Below are 19,344 nucleotides of genomic sequence, written 5' to 3' on the forward strand. Positions count from 1 at the left end.
TGGGGAGCACGTGTCAGGGCTGTCATTCCGCGGACAGCTGTTCCGCTATTTGCAACCAATTGGCCGGTTTCTCGGATTTCGCGGTCACATGTTCCTTTATTTTCTACCTCAATGCTGAATTACATACGATAAATCAATAATAACGGATTTCCTGACCGCGAATTTGCCTTAAAACAGTTCATTTGCTTGAATAGAGGAATGTGTGTCCGCTTTTAAAGTCTGGTATCACTGATGCGATGCTCTCTAAAGCTTGAGTACGTAGGAGCGAATGCGTTTATTGCCGCTGGCAATGTCCAGACATTGCAGTTCAACAAGTCGATGTAATATTCTCCGAACTGTCCGATCGCTCACCTTCAAATGATCGACTAAGTCTGATGGGGGAAACGGACGCAGCAGACGCCGTGCATAACGGACCGTTTCCGCTTCCAGCCAGGACAAGGGGGCTTCAACCTCCGTTGAGATAAACTTGCCGATGAACGAGAGCACAAGCTGCTGGCATTGTTTGGGCTCATCTGTGATTGAGGGGTATGCAACGGGTAAAAAGGTCCAACCATCAAGTGCAAGTAAGCAATGTCTGCGGCATAAATCTTTGAATCGCCTCACATCGAGATCACGGGCATGCGGTCCATATCCTTGTATTTCGATAGCCCCTTTTGCATTCCCTGGCCTATACGCCAAATCGATATATCGGTAGCCATTGCCAAAATCCAAAACCTCCCACTCGGGATACAAGTGGTACAAGTTGCCGACGATAGGCAGCCAGATCGTCCGCAAAAACTCAATTGTTCCGTGACCGAGCCCTTTATTCAGCAGTTCTCGTCTTCTCGGATTTTGTTCTTCTGCAATGTTACTTTGTAACCATTCCTCGATTTGCAGATCCCATTTATTCATCTTCATCGCCACTCCTCCTATTCGCCTAAGGTTTAAACAACACAAAAAGCCGCCTTATGCCCGGCACCCCTACGAAAAATCCGGAATGGCGGCAAGAAAGCGGCGTGTGCTTCACGACCTTTATCGCTATTATATCTGACTGTATCGTTTTGCAACAAGACCTTATCCCCGCTTAAGCGAGAACCGGGCGTATTTTGATAGAGAAATCGAAGTCCGATAGAGGTCTTGTCGCCACCGATGTGTTGGGTCAAGGTCTAGCATCATAATTCTTTTCCCCATAGATTGCGCCTTCGTCTGAAACCTTGTGCAGTTCGGTCGCCTTGACAGGTCTAAAGATTTCACGAGTGCACAGATCCAGTACACTTGCCAAATACAGCCGGCCCTCCGTAAGCTAGTGAAGTAAGAGGCTCAGCGACGTTATTGTTGTTGGCCGGATGCGAACCATTCCGGCAAAGGTTCATCTTTGAGGCAATGATCGAACCAAACTCTCAGCCGAAGCATGTAGTCTTTCTTATATTCCTCGTTCCAGCCGCCGTTATGGAATGCCCTGGGATACCAGACGAGGTGGCTTTTCACTCCGAAATGCCGAAGCCCATGCAGTAAAATCGTTCCGCTGCTTCCCCCATCCTTGCGCTCAGCGCCCGTTTCGATAAGGAGAAAAGGCGTTTTGATCAAGGCAATCTGTTCGATCGGAGACATTTGTTCATATACTTCCGGCGTTTGCCACATGGCCTGAGGATCGCCATCGCCCAGCCGGTTTTTGAACATCGCATGAAACGCCGTACCTCTAGCGCGATCCAGATGTAGCATATCATAAAAACCGACGGCACCAACTGCTCCTTTAAACCGATCCGTTTGCGTGATCGTCCATGCCGCAAGAGTCGCGCCGTAGCTGCTCCCATACAGCCCCAGCGCATCGGGATCGGCAATGTTCTCATGGATCAAATAATCGGTTCCCGCCATTATATCCTGGTACGGACCGCTGAGGATCCGGCAGTCGCCAAGCTCGTTTTTGAACGCTTCTCCGTATCCCGCACTGCCGCGGAAATTAGGAAGTAACACTACATATCCGTGGGCGGCCAAATAATGAGCGGCACTCCTTGCGCTCGCGGATGCAAGCTCGGTAAAGCTGGCCTCAACGGCCAACTCAGGACCGCCATGCAAATATATAAGCGATGGATACTTGCAATTCGGGTCATAGCCGGGCGGTAATAGGAGCAAACTTTCAATTTCCCAATCACCGCTTGGGTAATGTACGATTTTTGTTTGCGGGAAAGCGAAAGTAAAGTGCCGCAGGTGAAAACGGGTGAGCTGTTGCGGCGACCCGTCCTCTCTAACCGTCCAAAGCTCAGCTGGAGCGTCCGGACCGCCATACGGAAATATAACGAGATCGCTCTGTCGGGAGCATACCGGGCCTGCGAGATGATCGTAATTGCGAACGATGCGGCCTGCCTCCGTCACTGGTTCCAGGCTACCATCCGCCGCGTCGATCCGATACAGCACGTTCGAAACTCCTTGCCGGCATGTGACATATACTTTCGTCCCGTCGTAGGACCAGCAATGAATCTTTACTTCTCCCTGTGCAGCCGCAGAGCATAACTGCTGGTTTGCTCCATGCTTCGTCTTGAAAATGTCCACGCGCGAAGTACCACTTTTTTGGGCTAACAGTAGCTCGGTCGAATGCACGATTCGTGCGATTGCATGTTTTCCGGAGTAAACGGTAACGGGCGGCTTGTCCTGAAGCGACACTTTCAACCAGTCTCGCCCACATTTGATCAGCAGTTCCGAATCGTTAAACCAGTCCAGCACGCTGCAAACTGCATGTTGCCGCTTAAGCAGAAGTTTATTTTCGCCCGTCGCTACATTCAACACGTACAGTTCGCTTTCTTCCATGAGCGGGGCGTACATCGTCTTCACTTCATCGAGCGGTTCACTCACGATCGTAATCGCATCGCGATTGTTCCGATACTGCTGTTTAAGAAGCTGCTGCTGCCCATATTTGCTGCCATTTGGCAGCGTGGTATAGACGATATTCCTGCCATCCGGCGACCAAGAGATTGTAGAACCGTGAAACGGATCGTGTCCTTTGAAGGACGAACGAGTCAGCTGTTTCCGGTTTGATCCGTCGGCATCCATGAGCCAGATTTCTTTCTGGCCGGAAGCCCGCGAGATGTAGGTGATCCGGTTTCCGTCAGGAGACCAGCGCGGTGTATGAGCATCCTCCTGCGGAGAGGTTAGCCTAACCGCCTCGCCGTCCGGTAAACCCACCTTCCAGATCGAGCGATTTTTCTCGTCGAAAGCATACTTTTCATGCGGCATATCCGTCTACTTGCGAAACGGCAATAACGGAACCGGCTGTTCCGGCGAAGCGAGATTAGCGGAAGCAAGGTTCCGCTATAGCTCGCGAGGTGCCGCCGCCTGCCCGCTCAAGTAGGACCAGGCACCATAACCGTTAAAACAAAAAAGCAGCCCGAACCTCAATTGAGGCCGGGCTGCTGCTGCTTTTTACGGGGCGATATTACCGAATCGCCAGCCCCATGCTTTTCTCGCCGATCGAGACGGTTTCCATGCCGTCTTCTTTGCCGAAGCGCACGTCCGCCACGATTACGTTCTCGCGGAGCACGTGATCGAAACGCTCGATCGCCGTCCGCAGCTCTCCGTCTGCGTCGAGGACGAGGTTGACCCGCTTCTCGACCGGAAGGTCCAGCTTCTTGCGGTAATCCTGGATGGCGCGGACGACCTCGCGAACGACGCCCTCCTGCTCCAGCTCCTCGGTGATCGTCGTATTCAGGGCGACGGTAATCCGGTTGCCGGATGCCGAGGCGAAGCCCGATTTGGCTTGCTTTTCGACAAGCAGCTCGTCTACCGTAAGATGCAGCGCTTCTCCGTCGATCGTCAGATCGAGGAAGCCGCCCTCTACGACCTGTCTCGTTTCGGCCGCCGTCATCTGCTTCAGATGAGCTTGCACCGGACCGACGAATTTGCCGTACTTTTTGCCGGCAACCTTCAAGTTCAGCTTCAGCGTAAATTCGACGAAGCCGCCGTCGCTTTGCTCGGCGCGAATGCTTTTCACGTTCACCTCGTCCATGATGATCGACTCGAATCGGCCCAGGTTGAAGTCGAAGTCGAGCGAAACGATCAGCTCGGACAGCGGCTGACGCGTTTTGATCGCCGAATCGTTGCGGATATTGCGCGCCAGCTCGACGATTTGCCGCGCCGTGTCCATATCCTTCTCGAGCTGTGCATCGATCTTCGACTCATCGGCCTTCGGATAATCGGCGAGATGGACGCTGCCTACTCCGCCGAGATTGCCGTACAAGTCTTCGGCGATCAGCGGCGCGTACGGAGCGATCATAAGCGAGATCGTCTTCAGCACTTCGCCGAGCGTCTGGTAGGCGGACACTTTGTCGGCCGTCATCTCTCCGCCCCAGAAACGGTCGCGGGAGCGGCGGATGTACCAGTTGCTCATCTCTTCGACGAACGCTTCGATCTGCTTCGCCGGGTTGAGGAAGTCGTACTGCTCAAGCCCTTTCTCCACTTGCTTCAGTGTGCTGTGCAGTCTGGACAAAATCCAGCGGTCGAGCTCGTTGTCGGATGTGCGAGGAGCGTGCTCCTCCGGCTTATACTGGTCGATGACCGCATAAAGCGCATAAAACGCGTGCGCGTTATGGATCGTATCGATCACCTTCGACTTGGCTTCGGACACGATCTGCTTCGAGAACCGTTTGCTGTTCCAAGGCGCGCTGTCTGCCAGCAGCGACCAGCGGAACGCATCGGTGCCGAACTGCTCGATAATATCCCACGGGTCGATGACGTTGCCCTTGCTCTTGGACATCTTTTGTCCTTGCTCGTCGAGCACGTGGCCTGTCGATACGACCGCCTTGTACGGCGACTGGCCGTTGTACAAAGTCGATACGGCCAATAGGCTGAAAAACCAGCCGCGCGTCTGATCGATCCCTTCGCAGATAATGTCCGCCGGGTACTGCTCCTGGAACGTCTTCTCGCTGCCGAACGGATGATGGTACTGTGCGAACGGCATCGAGCCGCTGTCGAACCAGACGTCGATCACTTCGCTCGTTCTCTCCATCGTGCCGCCGCAGGAGCAGCGCAGCTTCACGCCGTCGACGTAAGGCTTATGCAGCTCCAGGTTCGGATCGAGCGGTTCGACGGACTTAGCCGCCAGCTCCTCGCGGCTGCCCGGTGCGTATTCGCTGCGGCAATCGCCGCAAACCCATACGTTAAGCGGCGTTCCCCAGTAGCGGTTGCGGCTGATGTTCCAGTCGACGAGCTCCTCGAGGAATTTGCCGAACCGACCTTCGCGGATGTGGGACGGGTACCAGTCGATTTTGTTGTTGTTGTCGATAAGCTGCTGCTTGACCGCAGTCGTGCGGATAAACCAGCTTTCCATCGCATAGTAGAGCAACGGCGATTTGCAGCGCCAGCAGAACGGATAGCTGTGCTCGTAGCGTTCTTTGGCGAACAGAAGTCCGCGCTCGGACAAGCTCCGTACGATGTCGACGTCGCAGTCCTTGACGAAACGTCCGGCGAAGTCGGTCACTTGGTCCGTGTATTTGCCGGCGAGATCGACGACGCTGACGAAGTCGACGCCGTGCTGACGCGTCGTTTTGTAGTCGTCTTCGCCATGGGCGGGAGCCATATGCACGATCCCGGTACCGCTCGTATCGCTGACGAAATCGGCATCGACGACGATGTGGCCTTTGCCGGTCGGTTTGACGTAGCCGAACGGCGGATGGTACGACGCGCCGACAAACTCCGAACCATTATGCGTAGACAAAATTTCGTAATTTTCCTTGAGCACCTTTTCGGCCAGGTTTTTAGCCAAAATGAGCACTTCGCCGTCCTGCTTCGCCTTGATGTATTCAAGCTCCGGATTAACAGCCAGCGCAATGTTGGCCGGAAGCGTCCAAGGCGTCGTCGTCCAGGCGAGGAACGATTCGTCGGCGTCTACGCGTCTGAATTTGACCGTGGCGCTCAAATCTTTGACATCCTCGTAGCCTTGAGCGACTTCGTGGGAGCTGAGCGTCGTTTGGCAGCACGGACAGTACGGGCTGACACGGTGGCCTTTGTACAAATAGCCTTTATTGTGGATGTCGGACAAAATATGCCATACGCTCTCGATATAGTCGTTCGTCAGCGTAATGTACGGGTTATCCATATCCGTCCAGTAAGCGATCGCTTCGGTCAGCTCGCGCCACTGCTTTTCATATTCGAAAACGCTCGCTTTGCAAGCTTCGACGAACTCGGCGACGCCGTACTTCTCGATTTCCTGCTTGCCGGAAATGCCGAGCTGCTTCTCCACGCCGAGCTCGACCGGCAGTCCGTGCGTATCCCAGCCGGCTTTGCGCACGACGCGGTAGCCGGACATCGTTTTGTAGCGGCAGATGAAGTCTTTGATGACGCGGCCGAGCACGTGTCCGATATGAGGCTTGCCGTTGGCGGTCGGAGGTCCTTCATAGAAGACGAAGTTCGGCTTGCCTTCGCGATTTTCGATCGAGCGGCGGAACGTGTCCTGCTCTCTCCACTGTCCGAGCACGCGCAGCTCGCGGGCTCTCGGTTTTTCTTTGACATCTACTTTTCTCACTTGAACTACAACCTTTCTTTGTATGGATTCGGGCATAAGCCCAAACAAAAAAATCCCGTCCCTGTAAAAGGGACGAGATTGCTCTCGCGTTACCACCCTCGTTCCGCAAAGCCGTTCCGAACGAACGGAAAGCTGCGGCGCCTCTGCCACGTACCTATATACGCGCCCCGTATAACGGTGGGATTCCGGGACGGCTTACTGAAGGCTTCGGCCATCCTTCTCGGAGATGATGTTCGGCTGCCTCTCGAACGTCGGCTTTCAGCGCGCGGCCGACTCTCTGGGGGACGAAATTGCAGCGTACTCGTTCTCGTCAACGAATGTAACAGACAATTCAATTAAGTCCATTTATACACCAACGGCGGACGAATGTCAATCGGAGGAAGACACAGCGACTCAGATCCGGTGCGTTTTGCGAAATTCGGACGGGTTCATCTTCGTTTGCTGCGTAAAGACCCGGCTCATATAAAATCCGTTCTGGAAGCCGGTCAGCTGCGCGATCGTGTCGATCGTATGGTCCGTATGCATGAGCAGCTCCTTGATGTTATGGATGCGGACCGAGGTCAAATATTGCGCCGGCCCTTTTCGGTAAGCGGCCTGAAATCTGCGCGTCAATTGCGAAGGGGTCAGCCCGAATTCTGCGGCGATATCCTCCAGCTTGATCGCCGTTGCCGCGTGTTCTTCGATGTGAGCGGCGATTTTGCTGATGAGCCCGTCAATCGGCTGCAGCGCCTTTTCCTCCGCCCGCATTGAATCGAGACAGAGGAGCAGCAGGTCGAACACATAGTGCGAAGACAAGTCTTTGTCAGAGGAGGAGCGTTTTAAGTAGTCGTAGGTCGAGAGCAGCCTCATCTTGTCGGCAATGGATACGGCGCCGTATGGAACGTTACCCATCTTGTCCGGCTGAAGGCTTTCCAGCTCCGGCCATTGGAATTCGACGAAATGGAACGAGAGCGCGGGGGTGCTGACCTCGCGCCAAAGCGTCGCACCCGGAGGGCAGAGGACGACTTGTCCGAAGACGGCTTCTTCCTCCTTCTCGAGAATCGAGTAACGGAATGCGCCTTCCTCCGGGGCCAGCATCACCCAGTGGGCATAGCTGTCCGACTCCAGCATGAATTTGTTCATGGAAGCGCCGAAGTAGTAGTGAACGACGTTGTGCGGCTTCACCTTCTCCCACACGAGGACGCCCCCTTCCTGCAAAAATGTATATAAAATAGTTTAATATGCTGCATTCGTTCTTGTATACGTTTCTTTTACAATGAATCGTGAAGCGAGGGGAGAACAGTGGAGTTGAAAGGGAAAGTCGCCGTCGTCACCGGCGGGTGGCGGGGCATCGGAAGAGCCGTTGCCGTCACTTTGCTGGAAATGGGCGCACGAGTCGCCGTCATCGATACGGACTGTAAGCCGCCGAATATTCCGTGCGACGAGGAGCGGCTGCTCGTTCTGGAAGCGGATATCGCGCTCGGCGATCAAGTAAAGAGTAGCTTTGACCGGATCGGAAGGCGGTTCGGCGGTGTGGATATTCTCGTCAATTGCGCGGGAATGACGTACCGGCAGCCGCTGATCGAGCTGGAGGAAACGTTCTGGGACGAAACGATGGGCGTTAATTTGAAAGGCCATTATTTGTGCACGAGGGAAGCGCTTCCCCATATGCGCGCTCGCGGAGGCGGGAGCATCGTCAACGTCTCGTCCGTCCGGGCCCGGCTCGGCTTCGCGAACGACAGCTGCTACATCGCCTGCAAAGGCGGAATCGAATCGTTTACGCGGGCGCTCGCCGTGGAACTGGCCGAATACGGAGTGCGGGTGAACTGCATAGCTCCCGGCTCCATCGAAACGGACTTCAACCGGGACAGACTGAATGCCCCCGGGGCGCGGGAGCAAGCGATCGCGGCGATTCCGCTCGGCCGGATCGGCGTGCCGGAGGATGTCGTAGGAACGGTTCTGTATTTGGCTTCCGATCTTTCCGCCTATGTAACGGGAGTGACGATCCCCGTCGACGGAGGACTCATTATTAAAGGTTAATTAAGATGGAGACGAACCAAGGAGGATGCTGCATGGACTATACAAAAAACTATGAGTACGGCGTACCGGTGCCGGAGCTGATCGAGCGTTACAAACAGTTGTATACGGGGGCCGTTTACGATGTGCTCGACCATATGGGCTATCCGCATCAGGCGCTGGCTACCGCACTTAAGCCGGTTCGGCAAGATATGATGCTGGCGGGCCCGGCCTTTACGATCAAAGGCATTCCGGATATTAAAGGCGACGAGGAGCTGCGCACACGACGGATCCATCTGTTCAACGAGATGAGAGCGCTCGGCGTTCCGCTCGTCGATACGCGCGATTGCAGCATGGATACGCAGGCCGCCCATTACGGCGAGATGAACGCTGTGCTCGGCAAAGCGTCGGGGGTTGTCGGCGCGGTAATCGACGGCGGCTGCCGGGATACTGGCTTCCTGCTCCGCGACGATTTCCCGGTGTTCTGCACATACCAGAATCCGGTCGAGGCGTACATGCGCTGGAGCTACTACGACTGGCAAATTCCGATCGGGCTGCGCGGGGCGCTTACTTCCATCGTGCCGGTTCATCCGGGGGATTTCATGTTCGGCGATTTGGACGGCGTTATCGTCGTGCCGAAGGCGATCGCGGTCGAGGTGCTGGAGCGAACGGAGGAGCTTGTTGCGACCGAAAACAGGGCGCGCGCCGAGTTCGCCACGGGGGCCGATCCAGTGCAAATTTACAAAAAATACGGGAAGCTGTAAAAGCCACCCAGGAAGAGAAAGGAGGAAGCCGCGTGAAAATTATCGATATGCGGGTCAGATGCGTCGCCATTCCGACGACGGCGCAGCTTCGGCACAGCACGGGCGTTCACCCCGGATACTTTATGCGCACCGTGCTTGAGCTGATTACCGACGAAGGAATTGTCGGGCTCGGCGAAGTGGGGGGCGGCGATTCGCGGGGGGCGCTGCTAAAGCTGAAGCCAAGAATAATCGGCCTCGATCCGTTCTCGCTGGAGCTGATCAAATTGAAGGTGCTCCGAAGCGTGTATTATATGTCGAATGCGAGACTGTACGCCGCGATCGAGATGGCGTGTCTCGATATTCAGGGGAAAGCGACCGGACGTCCGCTTCACGATCTGCTAGGGGGGAAAGTACGGGACGCCATCCCGATGATCGGCTACTTGTTTTGGCGGTATGACCGGGAAGGCGGGGGCGACGATAGCAGCGCCGAGGAGATGGCGGATTACTGCGAGCGGCTGCATCAGGAGTTGGGCGTTACGTCCATAAAGCTGAAGGCGGGCGTCATGGAGCCGGAGGAGGAAGTGCGCGTGCTGGAGCTGTGCCGCAAGCGGCTGGGCGATTCGTTCGGCCTGCGGATCGACCCGAACGGGGCATGGTCCGTGCCGACGGCGATCCGGATGGGTCAACGGATGGAGCAGCTCGGGCTGGAATATTACGAAGACCCCGCCTGGGGACTCGAAGGCAACACGGCCGTCCGCAATCAAGTGAGAATCCCGCTTGCAACGAATATGTACCCGAACAAATTCGACGATCTCGGTCCGGCGATCCGGATGGGGGCTGTGGACATTGTGCTCACCGATATCCACTACTGGGAAGGGCTGCGCGGGGTGAAAGATCTGGTGGCGGTATGCAATACGTTCCAGCTCGGCGTGGCGATGCACAGCGGGGTCGAGTTCGGGATTGAGCTCGCAGCCATGCTGCATACGGCTGCCACGATTCCTTCGATGACCTTTGCCGGGGACGCGCACTATCACCACCTGACCGACGACATTATCGCAGGCGGCCTGATGAAATATGAAAACGGCTCCATCCGGGTGCCGTCCGGGCCCGGACTCGGCGTAGAGCTGGACGAAGAGAAGATGGCACAGTACGAGCGCTATTACGAGGAGAAAGGCGACTATTACGCAAGGTTTCACCAAGATCCGCGAAGGCCGGACTGGTTTCCGACGATCGGCGGTTATTAGAGGAGGTTCGCGCCATGCAGACGTTCATTCATCTGGGCTACAGGGAGCTGGCAGGCATCCGCGACAAAATAAAACTCGGCGAACCGGGCCTGCTGCCGGCCTACCGCTCCCTGCTCGAGGAGGCGGACGGTTATCTCGGCTTGAAGCCCGGTTCCGTGGTCGACAAAGGGACCGTCCCTCCGTCCGGCGATAAGCATGATTTTTACTCCATCGGGAAATACGCCTGGCCCGATCCGGAAACGCCGGACGGGATGCCTTACATCCGCATCGACGGACGCATCAATCCGGAGGTAACCGGCGAGCGGTATGATTTGAAGCCTTATTTTGATATGCGTATTCGTGTAAACGCTTTGGCTCTGGCCTATTTTCATTCGGGAGAAAAGCGATACGCGATTAAAGCTTCCGAGCTGCTGCGCGTTTGGTTTCTAAACCCCGAAACGCGGATGAACCCGAACTTTGGCTTTGCGTCCGCTCTTCCAGGCGTTTACGATGGGATGCCGATCGGCATCATCGAGGGGGTGCAGCTGATCGAGCTGCTGGACTCGGTCAACCTGCTGAAGTTGTCGGACAGCTGGACTCCAGCCGACAACGAGGGGCTCCAGCGTTGGTTCTCCAGTTATACGGACTGGCTGCTGGAAAGCCCGGCGGGAAAAGCGGAATTTGCCGCAACCGATAATCACGGTTCCTGGTACGCCGCCCAAATAGCCGCCTTTTCCATCTATTGCGGGGACTTGAGGCGGGCTAAGACGATGATGGAACGCGCCAAATGGCAACTCGGCGTGCATTTCTCCGGATGGCAGTTTGCACCGCGAGCTCAGGCGGAACCGCTCGCTTCATTATTCCATCTATGGTTTGTGCGCGTTTGCGGCCTTAGCTCGCTGTGGCGAGGCGATCGGCGAAGACTTGTGGCGCTATCGGACCGAAGACGGCCGCGGCATGGAGCGGGGGTTCGACTTTTTGGCTCCGTATTTGGCCGGTGAGAAGGAATGGACATGGGAAAATATCGATGACGGCATAACCGTCATGGCGATTCCGCTTATGCGAAGAGCGGCGACTGTATACGGTTCCCCCGAGCTGTCCTCCGCGTCCCGGCGCTTGAGCGCACAAAGGCCTTTGACGGAGTGGATGGCTTGGCTGACGAGCGTATAACAAGCGTAAAAGTCAAAATGGAGGAACGAACTACAAACCGAAGAAGGGGACATTCCAGATGAAACGGTTACTAACAAAGCTAGCCTTAGCGGGCCTGGCCTTTTCCGTCGCCGGCTGCGGAGCGAAGCCGGATAACAAGCTGCAAACGAATGCGGCCGCCGAGAATACGACGCCTACGACGCTTTCCTTATATGTGCAAGGCGTTCAATTGACGGATGCCGAATTTCAAAACTTTTTCGTCGAGCCTTTGAAAAAGAAGCTGCCGTACATTACGATTCAACTGGTGCGTGACGGGAAAGGCTCGAGTCCGGAGGACTTGGTTGCGTCCGGCTCGTTTCCCGATCTTGTATTCACAAGCAACGTGTCCTTATTCCGGTATAAAAAGCTGGATGTCATTCAAGATGTAAGCAGCCTGATGAAAGAGCAAAGCTTCGACGCCAGCCGCATTCAGCCCGTCGTTATGGACGCGATCCGTTCGTACGCGGGGCAAGGAGAAACGATCGCTCTGCCGTTTTCGCTTAACGTCGCCGCTCTGCTGTACAACAAAGACATTTTCGATAAGTTCGGCGTTACTTATCCGAAAGATTTGATGACGTGGGACGATATCACCGAGCTTTCCCGCAAGCTGACCCGCCAGGACCAGGGCGTCGACTACGTCGGATTCGATCCGGGCTTCCCCGACAATATCGGCGGCGGACTAACGATCGATTACGTCGACCCGAAGACGGGCAAAGCGAATCTGGACAACGAGCAGTGGCGAAAAGTGCTGAATACGATGAAGCAAATGTACGAAATTCCGGGATATATTACCGGCAAAGATACTTACTCCTACGGCACGGCCGTATTTCTTAAAGAGAAAAAGCTGGCCATGTTCGCCACGTGGCTGGATCAATTTATCGGCAAATTGGAAGATATGCATAAGAAGGGCGATATCATCAATTGGGACGTAGCCTCGTTCCCGAATTACAAGGAAGCGCTCGGAAAAGGGAGAGAGGTGGACGTGCATCTGCTTGCCGTCTCAAAGCTTAGCAAACATAAGGAGCAGGCGTTCCGGGTCGTCAAAGAGGTGTTAACCGATGAGGTGCAGACGCTCGTCAGCCGGTCGGGCCGGGTTTCGGCGCTGGCGAATCCCGAAATGACGAAAGGGTTCGGCGCCGATCTGGAAAGCCTGAAGGGAAAACATATCGAAGGCATATTCAAAACGGTCCCCGCCAAGCTGCGCGTTCCGTCCGAATTCGACGTAGACTTTGCCAGGGCGCAGCTAAGAGAAGCCGGCAAAAACGTCGCTTTGCAAAAAGCCGACGTGAATACCGCGCTTCGACAGGCGCAGGAAGCCGCCGACAAAATGATCGCATCCGAGCTGGAGAAAAGAAAGAAGTAATGAAAATCAAACGGGGAGATCGGCCGGGCGCCTGATCGTTCGGCGTGAAAACGGCTGTTTGAACGGCCGACTTTCGCCGAATAGGAACGCGAACCGCAAAGGTGGAGCGGACGTTCCTACTGTCCGCCTTGCTCCTTCATTTCCCGAATCAGCCGCTCGATTACACTCTCGAGCGGCTGAAACGCGTAACCGATCGAGCGCGCCAGCTCGTTTGACAGTCGCAGCGTTTCGCCTATGCAGTAAGGAGACTTCTCCTCCGCCGCATCGGCAAAAATCGGCGTAGCGCCGAGCAGGTCTGCGATCGTCCGCGTAAGCCGCTCCGTATCCATCCAGCCCGTGTTGCTGGCATTGATGGGGCCGACATAGTCCGACTTTGTTCCTATGTCGTTCATAAAGGCGGCGAGCTCGTCCGCGGCCACGAAGCTGACGTCGGCGGAGCCCGCCAAGCTGATTGGCTCGCGGTTCAGCAATTTGCCGACGTGAAAGGCAAACCGGCCGGTGTAGTCGTCGTCGCTGCTTATGACGAAGGGAGGCCGCACGGCTGCAACCGGAAACGGCGCGTATTGATAGAAATAGGCCTCGGCCTGCCGCTTTCCTTCTTTATAACTGTAGCTGTCTTTGGTCAGATCGAGCGAGTACGCATGAGGATCGAACGCGCGCTCGCTTAATACCTCTTCCGACGAATCATAAACGGCCATGCTGGAAGTAAAAACGAACCGCCGGATGCGGCCCACGAACACCTCGGCGGCGATCCGGGCGTCCTGCGGAGTAAAGCCGAGCTGGTCGTAGACAACGTCGAACGGACGCCCGCCAAAGGCAAGCTTCATCGCGTTCAGATCGCTCCGATCGACGATCGTCTGGAACACTTTTCCGCCAAGGGAGTCAAGTCCCCGCTGTCCCCGCGTAGCAACCGTAACGTCATGTCCGTCCTTCACGAGCTGCTGTACCAATCGTTTGCCGAAAAACCGGCTTCCCCCGAGTACGAGTATGTTCATAGTGCTTACCTGTCCTTCCTCAGTCGATTGTTTCGAGCGTTTGACGCATTCCTTCACGTTCTCTAGGATTCATCTAAAATAAAGTTACGTAATCCATGGAGTAACAGTTCTCTCTTTCCCGGCCGTTTTCCTTTGCAGGGGCAAAAATAACAGGCGGTTTTCACGCTCGCGTTGCGGCTCGGACGGCGCGGATAGCAGCATTTGGCATGGAACATTTTGAACAATTAGACAGGAATTGCGCCCTTGCGGAGCGAATTTAGCATAGGCGGCCAGAACGTCAGGGCTGCGATTTGCACAAAACGTTCTAATGCCGAAAGGAAGCTACCGATCTATGAAATTTATACATACCGCCGACTGGCACTTGGGCAAGCTGGTGCAAGGCGTTTATATGACGGAAGACCAGAAATATGTGCTCGAACAGCTCGTGAAGACGATTCAGGAGGAGCGCCCCGACGCCGTTATCATCGCCGGCGATCTGTACGACAGAGCCGTTCCTCCGACCGAGGCGGTCGACCTGCTGGACGAGCTGTTGGAGCGGATCGTAATCGATCTGAATACGCCGGTGCTGGCGATTTCCGGCAATCACGACAGCCCGGACCGGCTCGATTTCGGCACGCGTATAATGGAAGGAAGAGGGCTTCACCTGGTCGGGCAGCTTCGCGCGGAGCCGAAGCCGGTCGTGATGAAGGACGAGTTCGGAGAAGTGCACGTTCATCTGATCCCCTACGCGGACCCGGCTATGGTCCGGACGCTGTACGGGGACGAAGCGATCCGGACGCACGACGACGCGATGGCCGCAATCGTCTCGCGCATCGAAGCGGCGATGGACCCGGCGGCGCGCCATATTTTCGTCGGACATGCCTTCGTGACGCCGGGCGGCGAGCCGCAGAGCAATACGAGCGACTCGGAGAAGCCGCTCTCGATCGGCGGGGCGGAGCATGTGAAGGCGAACTACTTCAAGCCGTTTCATTATACGGCCCTTGGTCATTTGCATCAGGCCCATTACGTGCAGCAGGAAAACATCCGTTACGCCGGTTCGCCGCTCAAATATTCGATATCCGAAGAAACGCACCGGAAATGCTTCTACATCGTGGAGCTGGACGGGCAAGGACAGGCAGCCTTACATAGAAAAGAGTTTGTTCCGCTCAGAGACATGCGCCGCGTAAGCGGCACGATCGAAGAGATCGAGTCGCACGATCTGTGCGACGATTACGTGTTCGTCACGCTGACCGACGAAAATCCGGTTTTGTTTCCGATGGAGAAAGTGCGGGCGATCTATCCGAATGCGCTGTATGTCGAGCGGCGGCCGGTCCGGCTTGCTGCCGCGCCGGAAGCGGGGGATGATGGCGGCACGGCCAGACCGGGCAGGCAGGAGGCCGATCCGGTTGAGCTGTTCGCCGCCTTTTACGAGGAAGTGAAGGGCGGGCCGCTCGGCGACGAGAAGAAACGGATGTTTGCGGACGTTTACGGGGAGCTGCTGAGACAGGAGGGGGATGCCGTATGAGACCGCTCAAGCTGACCATGTACGCGTTCGGGCCTTACCGCGACGAGGAGACAATCGACTTCGCGAAGCTGGAGGACCGTAAGCTGTTCGCCATATCGGGCAATACCGGCGCGGGCAAAACGACGATATTCGACGCGATCTGCTACGCCTTGTACGGTGCGGCAAGCGGCGAGGATCGTGCCGAAACGCGCATGCTGCGGAGCCATTTTGCCGGCGACGATACGCATACCTCCGTCGATTTTGAGTTCGCCGTGGCCGCGCGCAAATACCGTATTTTCCGCCAAATGCCGCATCGTAAAGGAACGAACAAAGGCGAGACGGGGGGCAAAGCGGAGCTGTACGAAACGACAGACGGGCAGGAGACGCCGTGCGTGGACCGGTTTCACGTCAAGGACGTCGACGCCAAGATCGAGTTGATCCTCGGGCTGACGAAAGACCAGTTCAGTCAGATCGTCATGCTGCCTCAGGGCGAGTTCCGCAAGCTGCTCACCTCGGATACGGACGACAAGGAAGCGATTTTGCGCCGCATTTTCCGTACCGATCTGTATCAGAAGCTGGAGGAGCGGTTTCAGCAAAAGCATCGCGAGCTCGGCGCCCTGCACCGGGAAGCGGGCGGTCAGACCGAGCTGCTGTTTAAGCAGGCGCGGGAGACGATGCCGGAGCGGGAAGGAAGCGCGCTCGCGGATACGTTCCGCCAGCCGGCGTATAATGCCGCCCAGGTGACGGAAGGGCTGGCGCGGGAGCGCGATTATTATGCCGAGCTGGCACGGACGGGTGAAGCGCGTAAGCTGGAGCTCACCGCGATGCTCGAACGGCAGGAGGAGGAGCTGCGCGCCGGTCTGCTGCTGAACGGCCGCTTCGCCGAGCTGGAGCAGAAGCGGGCGAAGCTTGCGGAGCTGGAGCGGCAAACCGGCGCGGTCGCCGAGCTGGAGCGGCGCCTCGGGCTCGCCGAGCAGGCGGCGCGGCTCGAGCCGTACGCGGAGCAGGCGGCGAAGGCGGCGCAGAACGCCGAAGCGAAGCGGCGCCAGCAGGAGGCGGCACGGCAAGCGGCCGCGGCCGCGGAGCGGGCGCACGCGGAAGCGAAGGCGGCGTTCGGCGCCGAGGAGGCGCGCGAGCCGGAGCGCAAGGCGGCGGAGCGCGAGCTGGAGCGGCTCCGCGAGCTGGCGCCGGCGGTGCGCGCGCTCGGCGAGCAGCGGCGCGAGGCGGAGCGGCTGAGGCGCGAAGCGGAGGCGGCCGGCCGCGCGGTCGAGGCGGCGGAAGCGCAGCTCGCCGGCGTGCGCGAGGCGAAGCGGGCGGCGCAGGAGCGGCTCGCGGCGGCGGAGACGCGGACGGTCGCGCTGCCGGAGCGGCTGGAGGCGCTCGAGCGGCTGCGGCAGAAGGCGAAGCTGCTGAAGGCGCTGATCGAGATGGGCGGCCGGATGGGCGAAGCGGCCCGCGCCGGGGCCGAGCTGGAGCGGCAGCTGCGGAGCGTGCGCGCCGAGCACGACCGGCTCGAGTCGCTATGGATCGAAGGGCAAGCCGGCCTGCTTGCGGCCCATCTGCACGACGGCAAGCCTTGCCCGGTGTGCGGCAGCATGGAGCATCCGGACAAGGCGGCGGCAGGGGAAGCGGTGCCGAGCCGCGATACGCTGCAGCATGCGAAGGAGGCGCTGCGCCATGTCGAGCAGGAGTTGGGCGCGGCGCAGGCGCAGGCGGCGGCAGCCCGCTCCGGCATGGACGCCAACGCGGCGGAGATGGCCGAGCTCGGCATTGCGGAGGCCGACTTCGCCGGGCAGTATGCGCAGGTCGAGGCGGCAGGGAAGCGGCAGCGGACCGAGACGGACGAGCTGAAGCGGCTGGCGGCCGCGCTTCAAACGATGCGGGAAGAGATTGCCGACTTCGACCGCCAGCTGGATCGGCAGCAGCAGGAGAAGGACGGGCTGCTTGCGCGGCGGCAGCAGCTCGTCGTCGACAGCAGCACCAAACAGTCGGTGCTCGAGAAAGAGCTGGAGCGCATTCCGGAGGAGCTGCGCTCGCCGGAGCAGCTGGACAAGCGTCTGAAGGCGCAGGCGGATCTGACCGAGCGGCTGGCGGTAGCCTGGAAAACGGCGCAGCAGCGGCTCCAGCAAGCGGAGACCCGGCTTGCCGGGGAACAGGCGAACGCGGCGCAGGCGATCGCGCAGACGGGGGAAGCGGAGGCGAACCTTCGCGACGCCGGAGAGCGGTTCCGGCTTGAGCTGGAGAAGAGCGGCTTCCCGGGACCGAATGACTACATAGCGGCAAGACTGGACGAGGCGCAGCGGCTGGCTATGCGACAGCAGATCGATACGTTCCGTCAAACGCTCGCGGCGCTCGAGCATCAGGTTGCGGAGCTTGCGGGCGATCTTGCCGGCAGCTTGCCGGCCGATACCGGCGCGATGCAGACGCGGCTCGCCGAGCTGAAACAGGAGCTGGAGCGGACAGCTTACGAATTGCAGACGGCGGACCGGTTCCGGCATGAAGCGGAGCGGCTCCAAACGGCCATTGAGGCGGCGCAGGATAAATTAAAGCGGCTGGAGGAGAGCTTGACGCAAGTGATGGATTTGTACCAGATGATCAAAGGGGACAATGCGTTAAAGCTATCGTTCGAGCGGTACATTTTGATCGAATATTTGGAGCAGATTCTTCATGCCGCGAACAGCAGGCTGTCTAGCTTGTCGAACGGGCAGTATATGCTCCAGCGCAGCGACCGGCTGGAGACACGCGGCAAACAAAGCGGCCTCGGGCTCGATGTCTACGACGCCTATACGGGTCAAAACCGCGACGTCAAGTCGTTGTCCGGCGGCGAGAAGTTCGGCGCCTCGCTCTGTCTGGCACTCGGGATGACCGATGTGATCCAGTCGCATCAGGGCGGCGTCTCGATCGAGATGATGTTTATCGACGAAGGCTTCGGCTCCCTGGACGAAGAATCGCTGGGCAAAGCGATCGCGACGCTTGTCGACCTGCAGCGCGCAGGCCGGATGATAGGTGTCATCTCCCACGTGCAGGAGCTGAAGGACGCTTTCCCGGCGGTGCTTGAGGTGCGCAAGACGAAGGAAGGCTTCAGCCGCACGTCGATCGTGCTGAAGTAACGCAGGCTTCCGGTCGGCGGCTGGAATCCGCCGGATGGGACAGGACAGTCATCCCCCCTCGCGGCAAATCTTGCAAAGCGGCTCTCTCTCCGGCATGAGAGCGGCGTTTGCGCATATGATTATTTTGAAGGCCGGCAGGAAAATGAGTGCGGATCGCCAATACATACGGTACGACCTTATTTTACAATTTTCGCCACCCGACAAGGAAAGGAGGCATGTACGGATGAGTTCTGATAAGTACACTCCCAGTGACGATAGCGCCGATATCGAGAAAAACAAAGTGATGGCCATACTCGCTTATTTGATTTTCTTTATTCCGCTGCTGGCGGCTAGAGATTCGAAGTATGCGATGTACCACGCGAACCAGGGCCTGATTTTGTTTTTGGTGGCGCTTGGCGTCAATATCGTCGGCCAAATTATCCCGTTTCTCGGCTGGTTTATCATTCTCCCGCTCGGCAATCTGATCGTTTTCGTTTTTGTCGTACTCGGCATCATCAATGCCGCAGGCGGTCAGCGCAAGCCGCTGCCGGTAATCGGCCAGTTCGAAATTTTGAAGTAAAGTCAAGACGATAATTTCTGTTAAAGCACGGCACCTAAGCAAAACGAGAACACCCCCGCCCTGATGGGGCTGTTGACAAAATGGGTTGAGGACAACATCCTCAACCCATTTTGTCGGTTTTATAGAATTTGGCCTGATTTTGAAGGGACCTTTCATCCCTTATGCTATCGCTTTGATCATTCGTTTGATGTT

The 19,344-nt window shown here is 57.3% G+C and carries 13 protein-coding genes, 2 pseudogenes and 1 other annotated feature; of the genes and pseudogenes, 10 read left to right on the top strand and 5 right to left on the bottom strand.

The features are described 5' to 3' along the window. Positions 1-243: 243 nt before the first annotated feature. The 4 genes from D7M11_RS34855 to D7M11_RS34870 form a co-directional block, all read right to left on the bottom strand. Positions 244-891: a transcriptional regulator gene (locus D7M11_RS34855; protein WP_120751897.1), complete on the bottom strand. Its 648-nt coding sequence runs from the start codon at positions 889-891 to the stop codon at positions 244-246. 417 nt (positions 892-1,308) lie between these two features. Continuing rightward, positions 1,309-3,210 (bottom strand): prolyl oligopeptidase family serine peptidase, encoded by a 1,902-nt coding sequence (locus tag D7M11_RS34860; protein ID WP_120751884.1) that lies wholly within the window; start codon positions 3,208-3,210, stop codon positions 1,309-1,311. 199 nt (positions 3,211-3,409) lie between these two features. After that, positions 3,410-6,493: an isoleucine--tRNA ligase gene (gene ileS / locus D7M11_RS34865; protein ID WP_120751885.1), complete on the bottom strand. Its 3,084-nt coding sequence runs from the start codon at positions 6,491-6,493 to the stop codon at positions 3,410-3,412. 65 nt (positions 6,494-6,558) lie between these two features. Next, positions 6,559-6,816, bottom strand: a binding site (T-box leader). 70 nt (positions 6,817-6,886) lie between these two features. Further along, a complete protein-coding gene (locus D7M11_RS34870) occupies positions 6,887-7,669 on the bottom strand; it encodes a helix-turn-helix domain-containing protein (protein WP_120751886.1) in 783 nt (260 codons plus the stop codon). A 111-nt stretch (positions 7,670-7,780) separates the two neighbouring features. Between D7M11_RS34870 and D7M11_RS34875 the strand changes: the two genes are divergently transcribed. The 7 genes and pseudogenes from D7M11_RS34875 to D7M11_RS34900 all read left to right on the top strand — a co-directional run bounded on the left by D7M11_RS34875 (position 7,781) and on the right by D7M11_RS34900 (position 13,005). After that, positions 7,781-8,512 carry an SDR family NAD(P)-dependent oxidoreductase gene (locus D7M11_RS34875; protein WP_158607000.1) on the top strand — a complete coding sequence of 244 codons (732 nt, stop codon included), beginning with the start codon at positions 7,781-7,783 and terminating at the stop codon, positions 8,510-8,512. Positions 8,513-8,544: 32 nt separating this feature from the next. Further along, positions 8,545-9,252, top strand: a complete 708-nt coding sequence (locus tag D7M11_RS34880; protein WP_158607001.1) for an RraA family protein — start codon at positions 8,545-8,547, stop codon at positions 9,250-9,252. Positions 9,253-9,284: 32 nt separating this feature from the next. Beyond that, positions 9,285-10,475 carry an enolase C-terminal domain-like protein gene (locus D7M11_RS34885; RefSeq protein ID WP_120751889.1) on the top strand — a complete coding sequence of 397 codons (1,191 nt, stop codon included), beginning with the start codon at positions 9,285-9,287 and terminating at the stop codon, positions 10,473-10,475. Between the two features lie 14 nt (positions 10,476-10,489). Then, positions 10,490-11,230, top strand: a pseudogene (locus D7M11_RS34890) (alginate lyase family protein); the annotation flags it as partial. Between the two features lie 46 nt (positions 11,231-11,276). Then, positions 11,277-11,405, top strand: a pseudogene (locus D7M11_RS38235) (alginate lyase family protein); the annotation flags it as partial. A 27-nt stretch (positions 11,406-11,432) separates the two neighbouring features. Beyond that, entirely contained in the window at positions 11,433-11,624 is a 192-nt protein-coding gene (locus D7M11_RS36830) for a hypothetical protein (protein WP_168928339.1), read from the top strand. 58 nt (positions 11,625-11,682) lie between these two features. Continuing rightward, on the top strand, positions 11,683-13,005 hold the full coding sequence (locus D7M11_RS34900; RefSeq protein ID WP_120751891.1) for an ABC transporter substrate-binding protein: 1,323 nt from the start codon (positions 11,683-11,685) through the stop codon (positions 13,003-13,005). Positions 13,006-13,121: 116 nt separating this feature from the next. Here the strand turns inward: D7M11_RS34900 and D7M11_RS34905 are convergent, their stop codons facing one another. Further along, positions 13,122-14,000 carry an NAD(P)H-binding protein gene (locus D7M11_RS34905; RefSeq protein WP_120751892.1) on the bottom strand — a complete coding sequence of 293 codons (879 nt, stop codon included), beginning with the start codon at positions 13,998-14,000 and terminating at the stop codon, positions 13,122-13,124. A 331-nt stretch (positions 14,001-14,331) separates the two neighbouring features. Between D7M11_RS34905 and D7M11_RS34910 the strand changes: the two genes are divergently transcribed. From D7M11_RS34910 to D7M11_RS34920, 3 genes are all read left to right on the top strand, one after another. Then, a complete protein-coding gene (locus tag D7M11_RS34910; RefSeq protein WP_120751893.1) occupies positions 14,332-15,504 on the top strand; it encodes an exonuclease SbcCD subunit D in 1,173 nt (390 codons plus the stop codon). Continuing rightward, complete coding sequence (locus D7M11_RS34915) at positions 15,501-18,593, top strand: AAA family ATPase (protein WP_120751894.1); 3,093 nt, start codon at positions 15,501-15,503, stop codon at positions 18,591-18,593. The genes D7M11_RS34910 and D7M11_RS34915 overlap by 4 nt, the downstream gene beginning before the upstream one ends. Positions 18,594-18,816: 223 nt before the next feature. Further along, positions 18,817-19,152 (top strand): DUF4870 domain-containing protein, encoded by a 336-nt coding sequence (locus tag D7M11_RS34920; protein ID WP_120751895.1) that lies wholly within the window; start codon positions 18,817-18,819, stop codon positions 19,150-19,152. Positions 19,153-19,344 lie beyond the last annotated feature (192 nt).

The sequence above is a fragment of the Paenibacillus ginsengarvi genome (genome assembly GCF_003626695.1).
Classification (GTDB): Bacteria; Bacillota; Bacilli; order Paenibacillales; family NBRC-103111; genus Paenibacillus_AB; species Paenibacillus_AB ginsengarvi.

Excerpts from the sequence above, each read along its gene's own strand:
- D7M11_RS34855 (WP_120751897.1), bottom strand. The coding sequence starts at position 891 with ATGAATAAATGGGATCTGCAAATCGAGGAATGGTTACAAAGTAACATT.
- D7M11_RS34860 (WP_120751884.1), bottom strand. The coding sequence starts at position 3,210 with ATGCCGCATGAAAAGTATGCTTTCGACGAGAAAAATCGCTCGATCTGG.
- D7M11_RS34880 (WP_158607001.1), top strand. The coding sequence starts at position 8,545 with ATGGACTATACAAAAAACTATGAGTACGGCGTACCGGTGCCGGAGCTG.
- D7M11_RS34900 (WP_120751891.1), top strand. The coding sequence starts at position 11,683 with ATGAAACGGTTACTAACAAAGCTAGCCTTAGCGGGCCTGGCCTTTTCC.
- D7M11_RS34905 (WP_120751892.1), bottom strand. The coding sequence starts at position 14,000 with ATGAACATACTCGTACTCGGGGGAAGCCGGTTTTTCGGCAAACGATTG.
- D7M11_RS34910 (WP_120751893.1), top strand. The coding sequence starts at position 14,332 with ATGAAATTTATACATACCGCCGACTGGCACTTGGGCAAGCTGGTGCAA.
- D7M11_RS34915 (WP_120751894.1), top strand. The coding sequence starts at position 15,501 with ATGAGACCGCTCAAGCTGACCATGTACGCGTTCGGGCCTTACCGCGAC.
- D7M11_RS34920 (WP_120751895.1), top strand. The coding sequence starts at position 18,817 with ATGAGTTCTGATAAGTACACTCCCAGTGACGATAGCGCCGATATCGAG.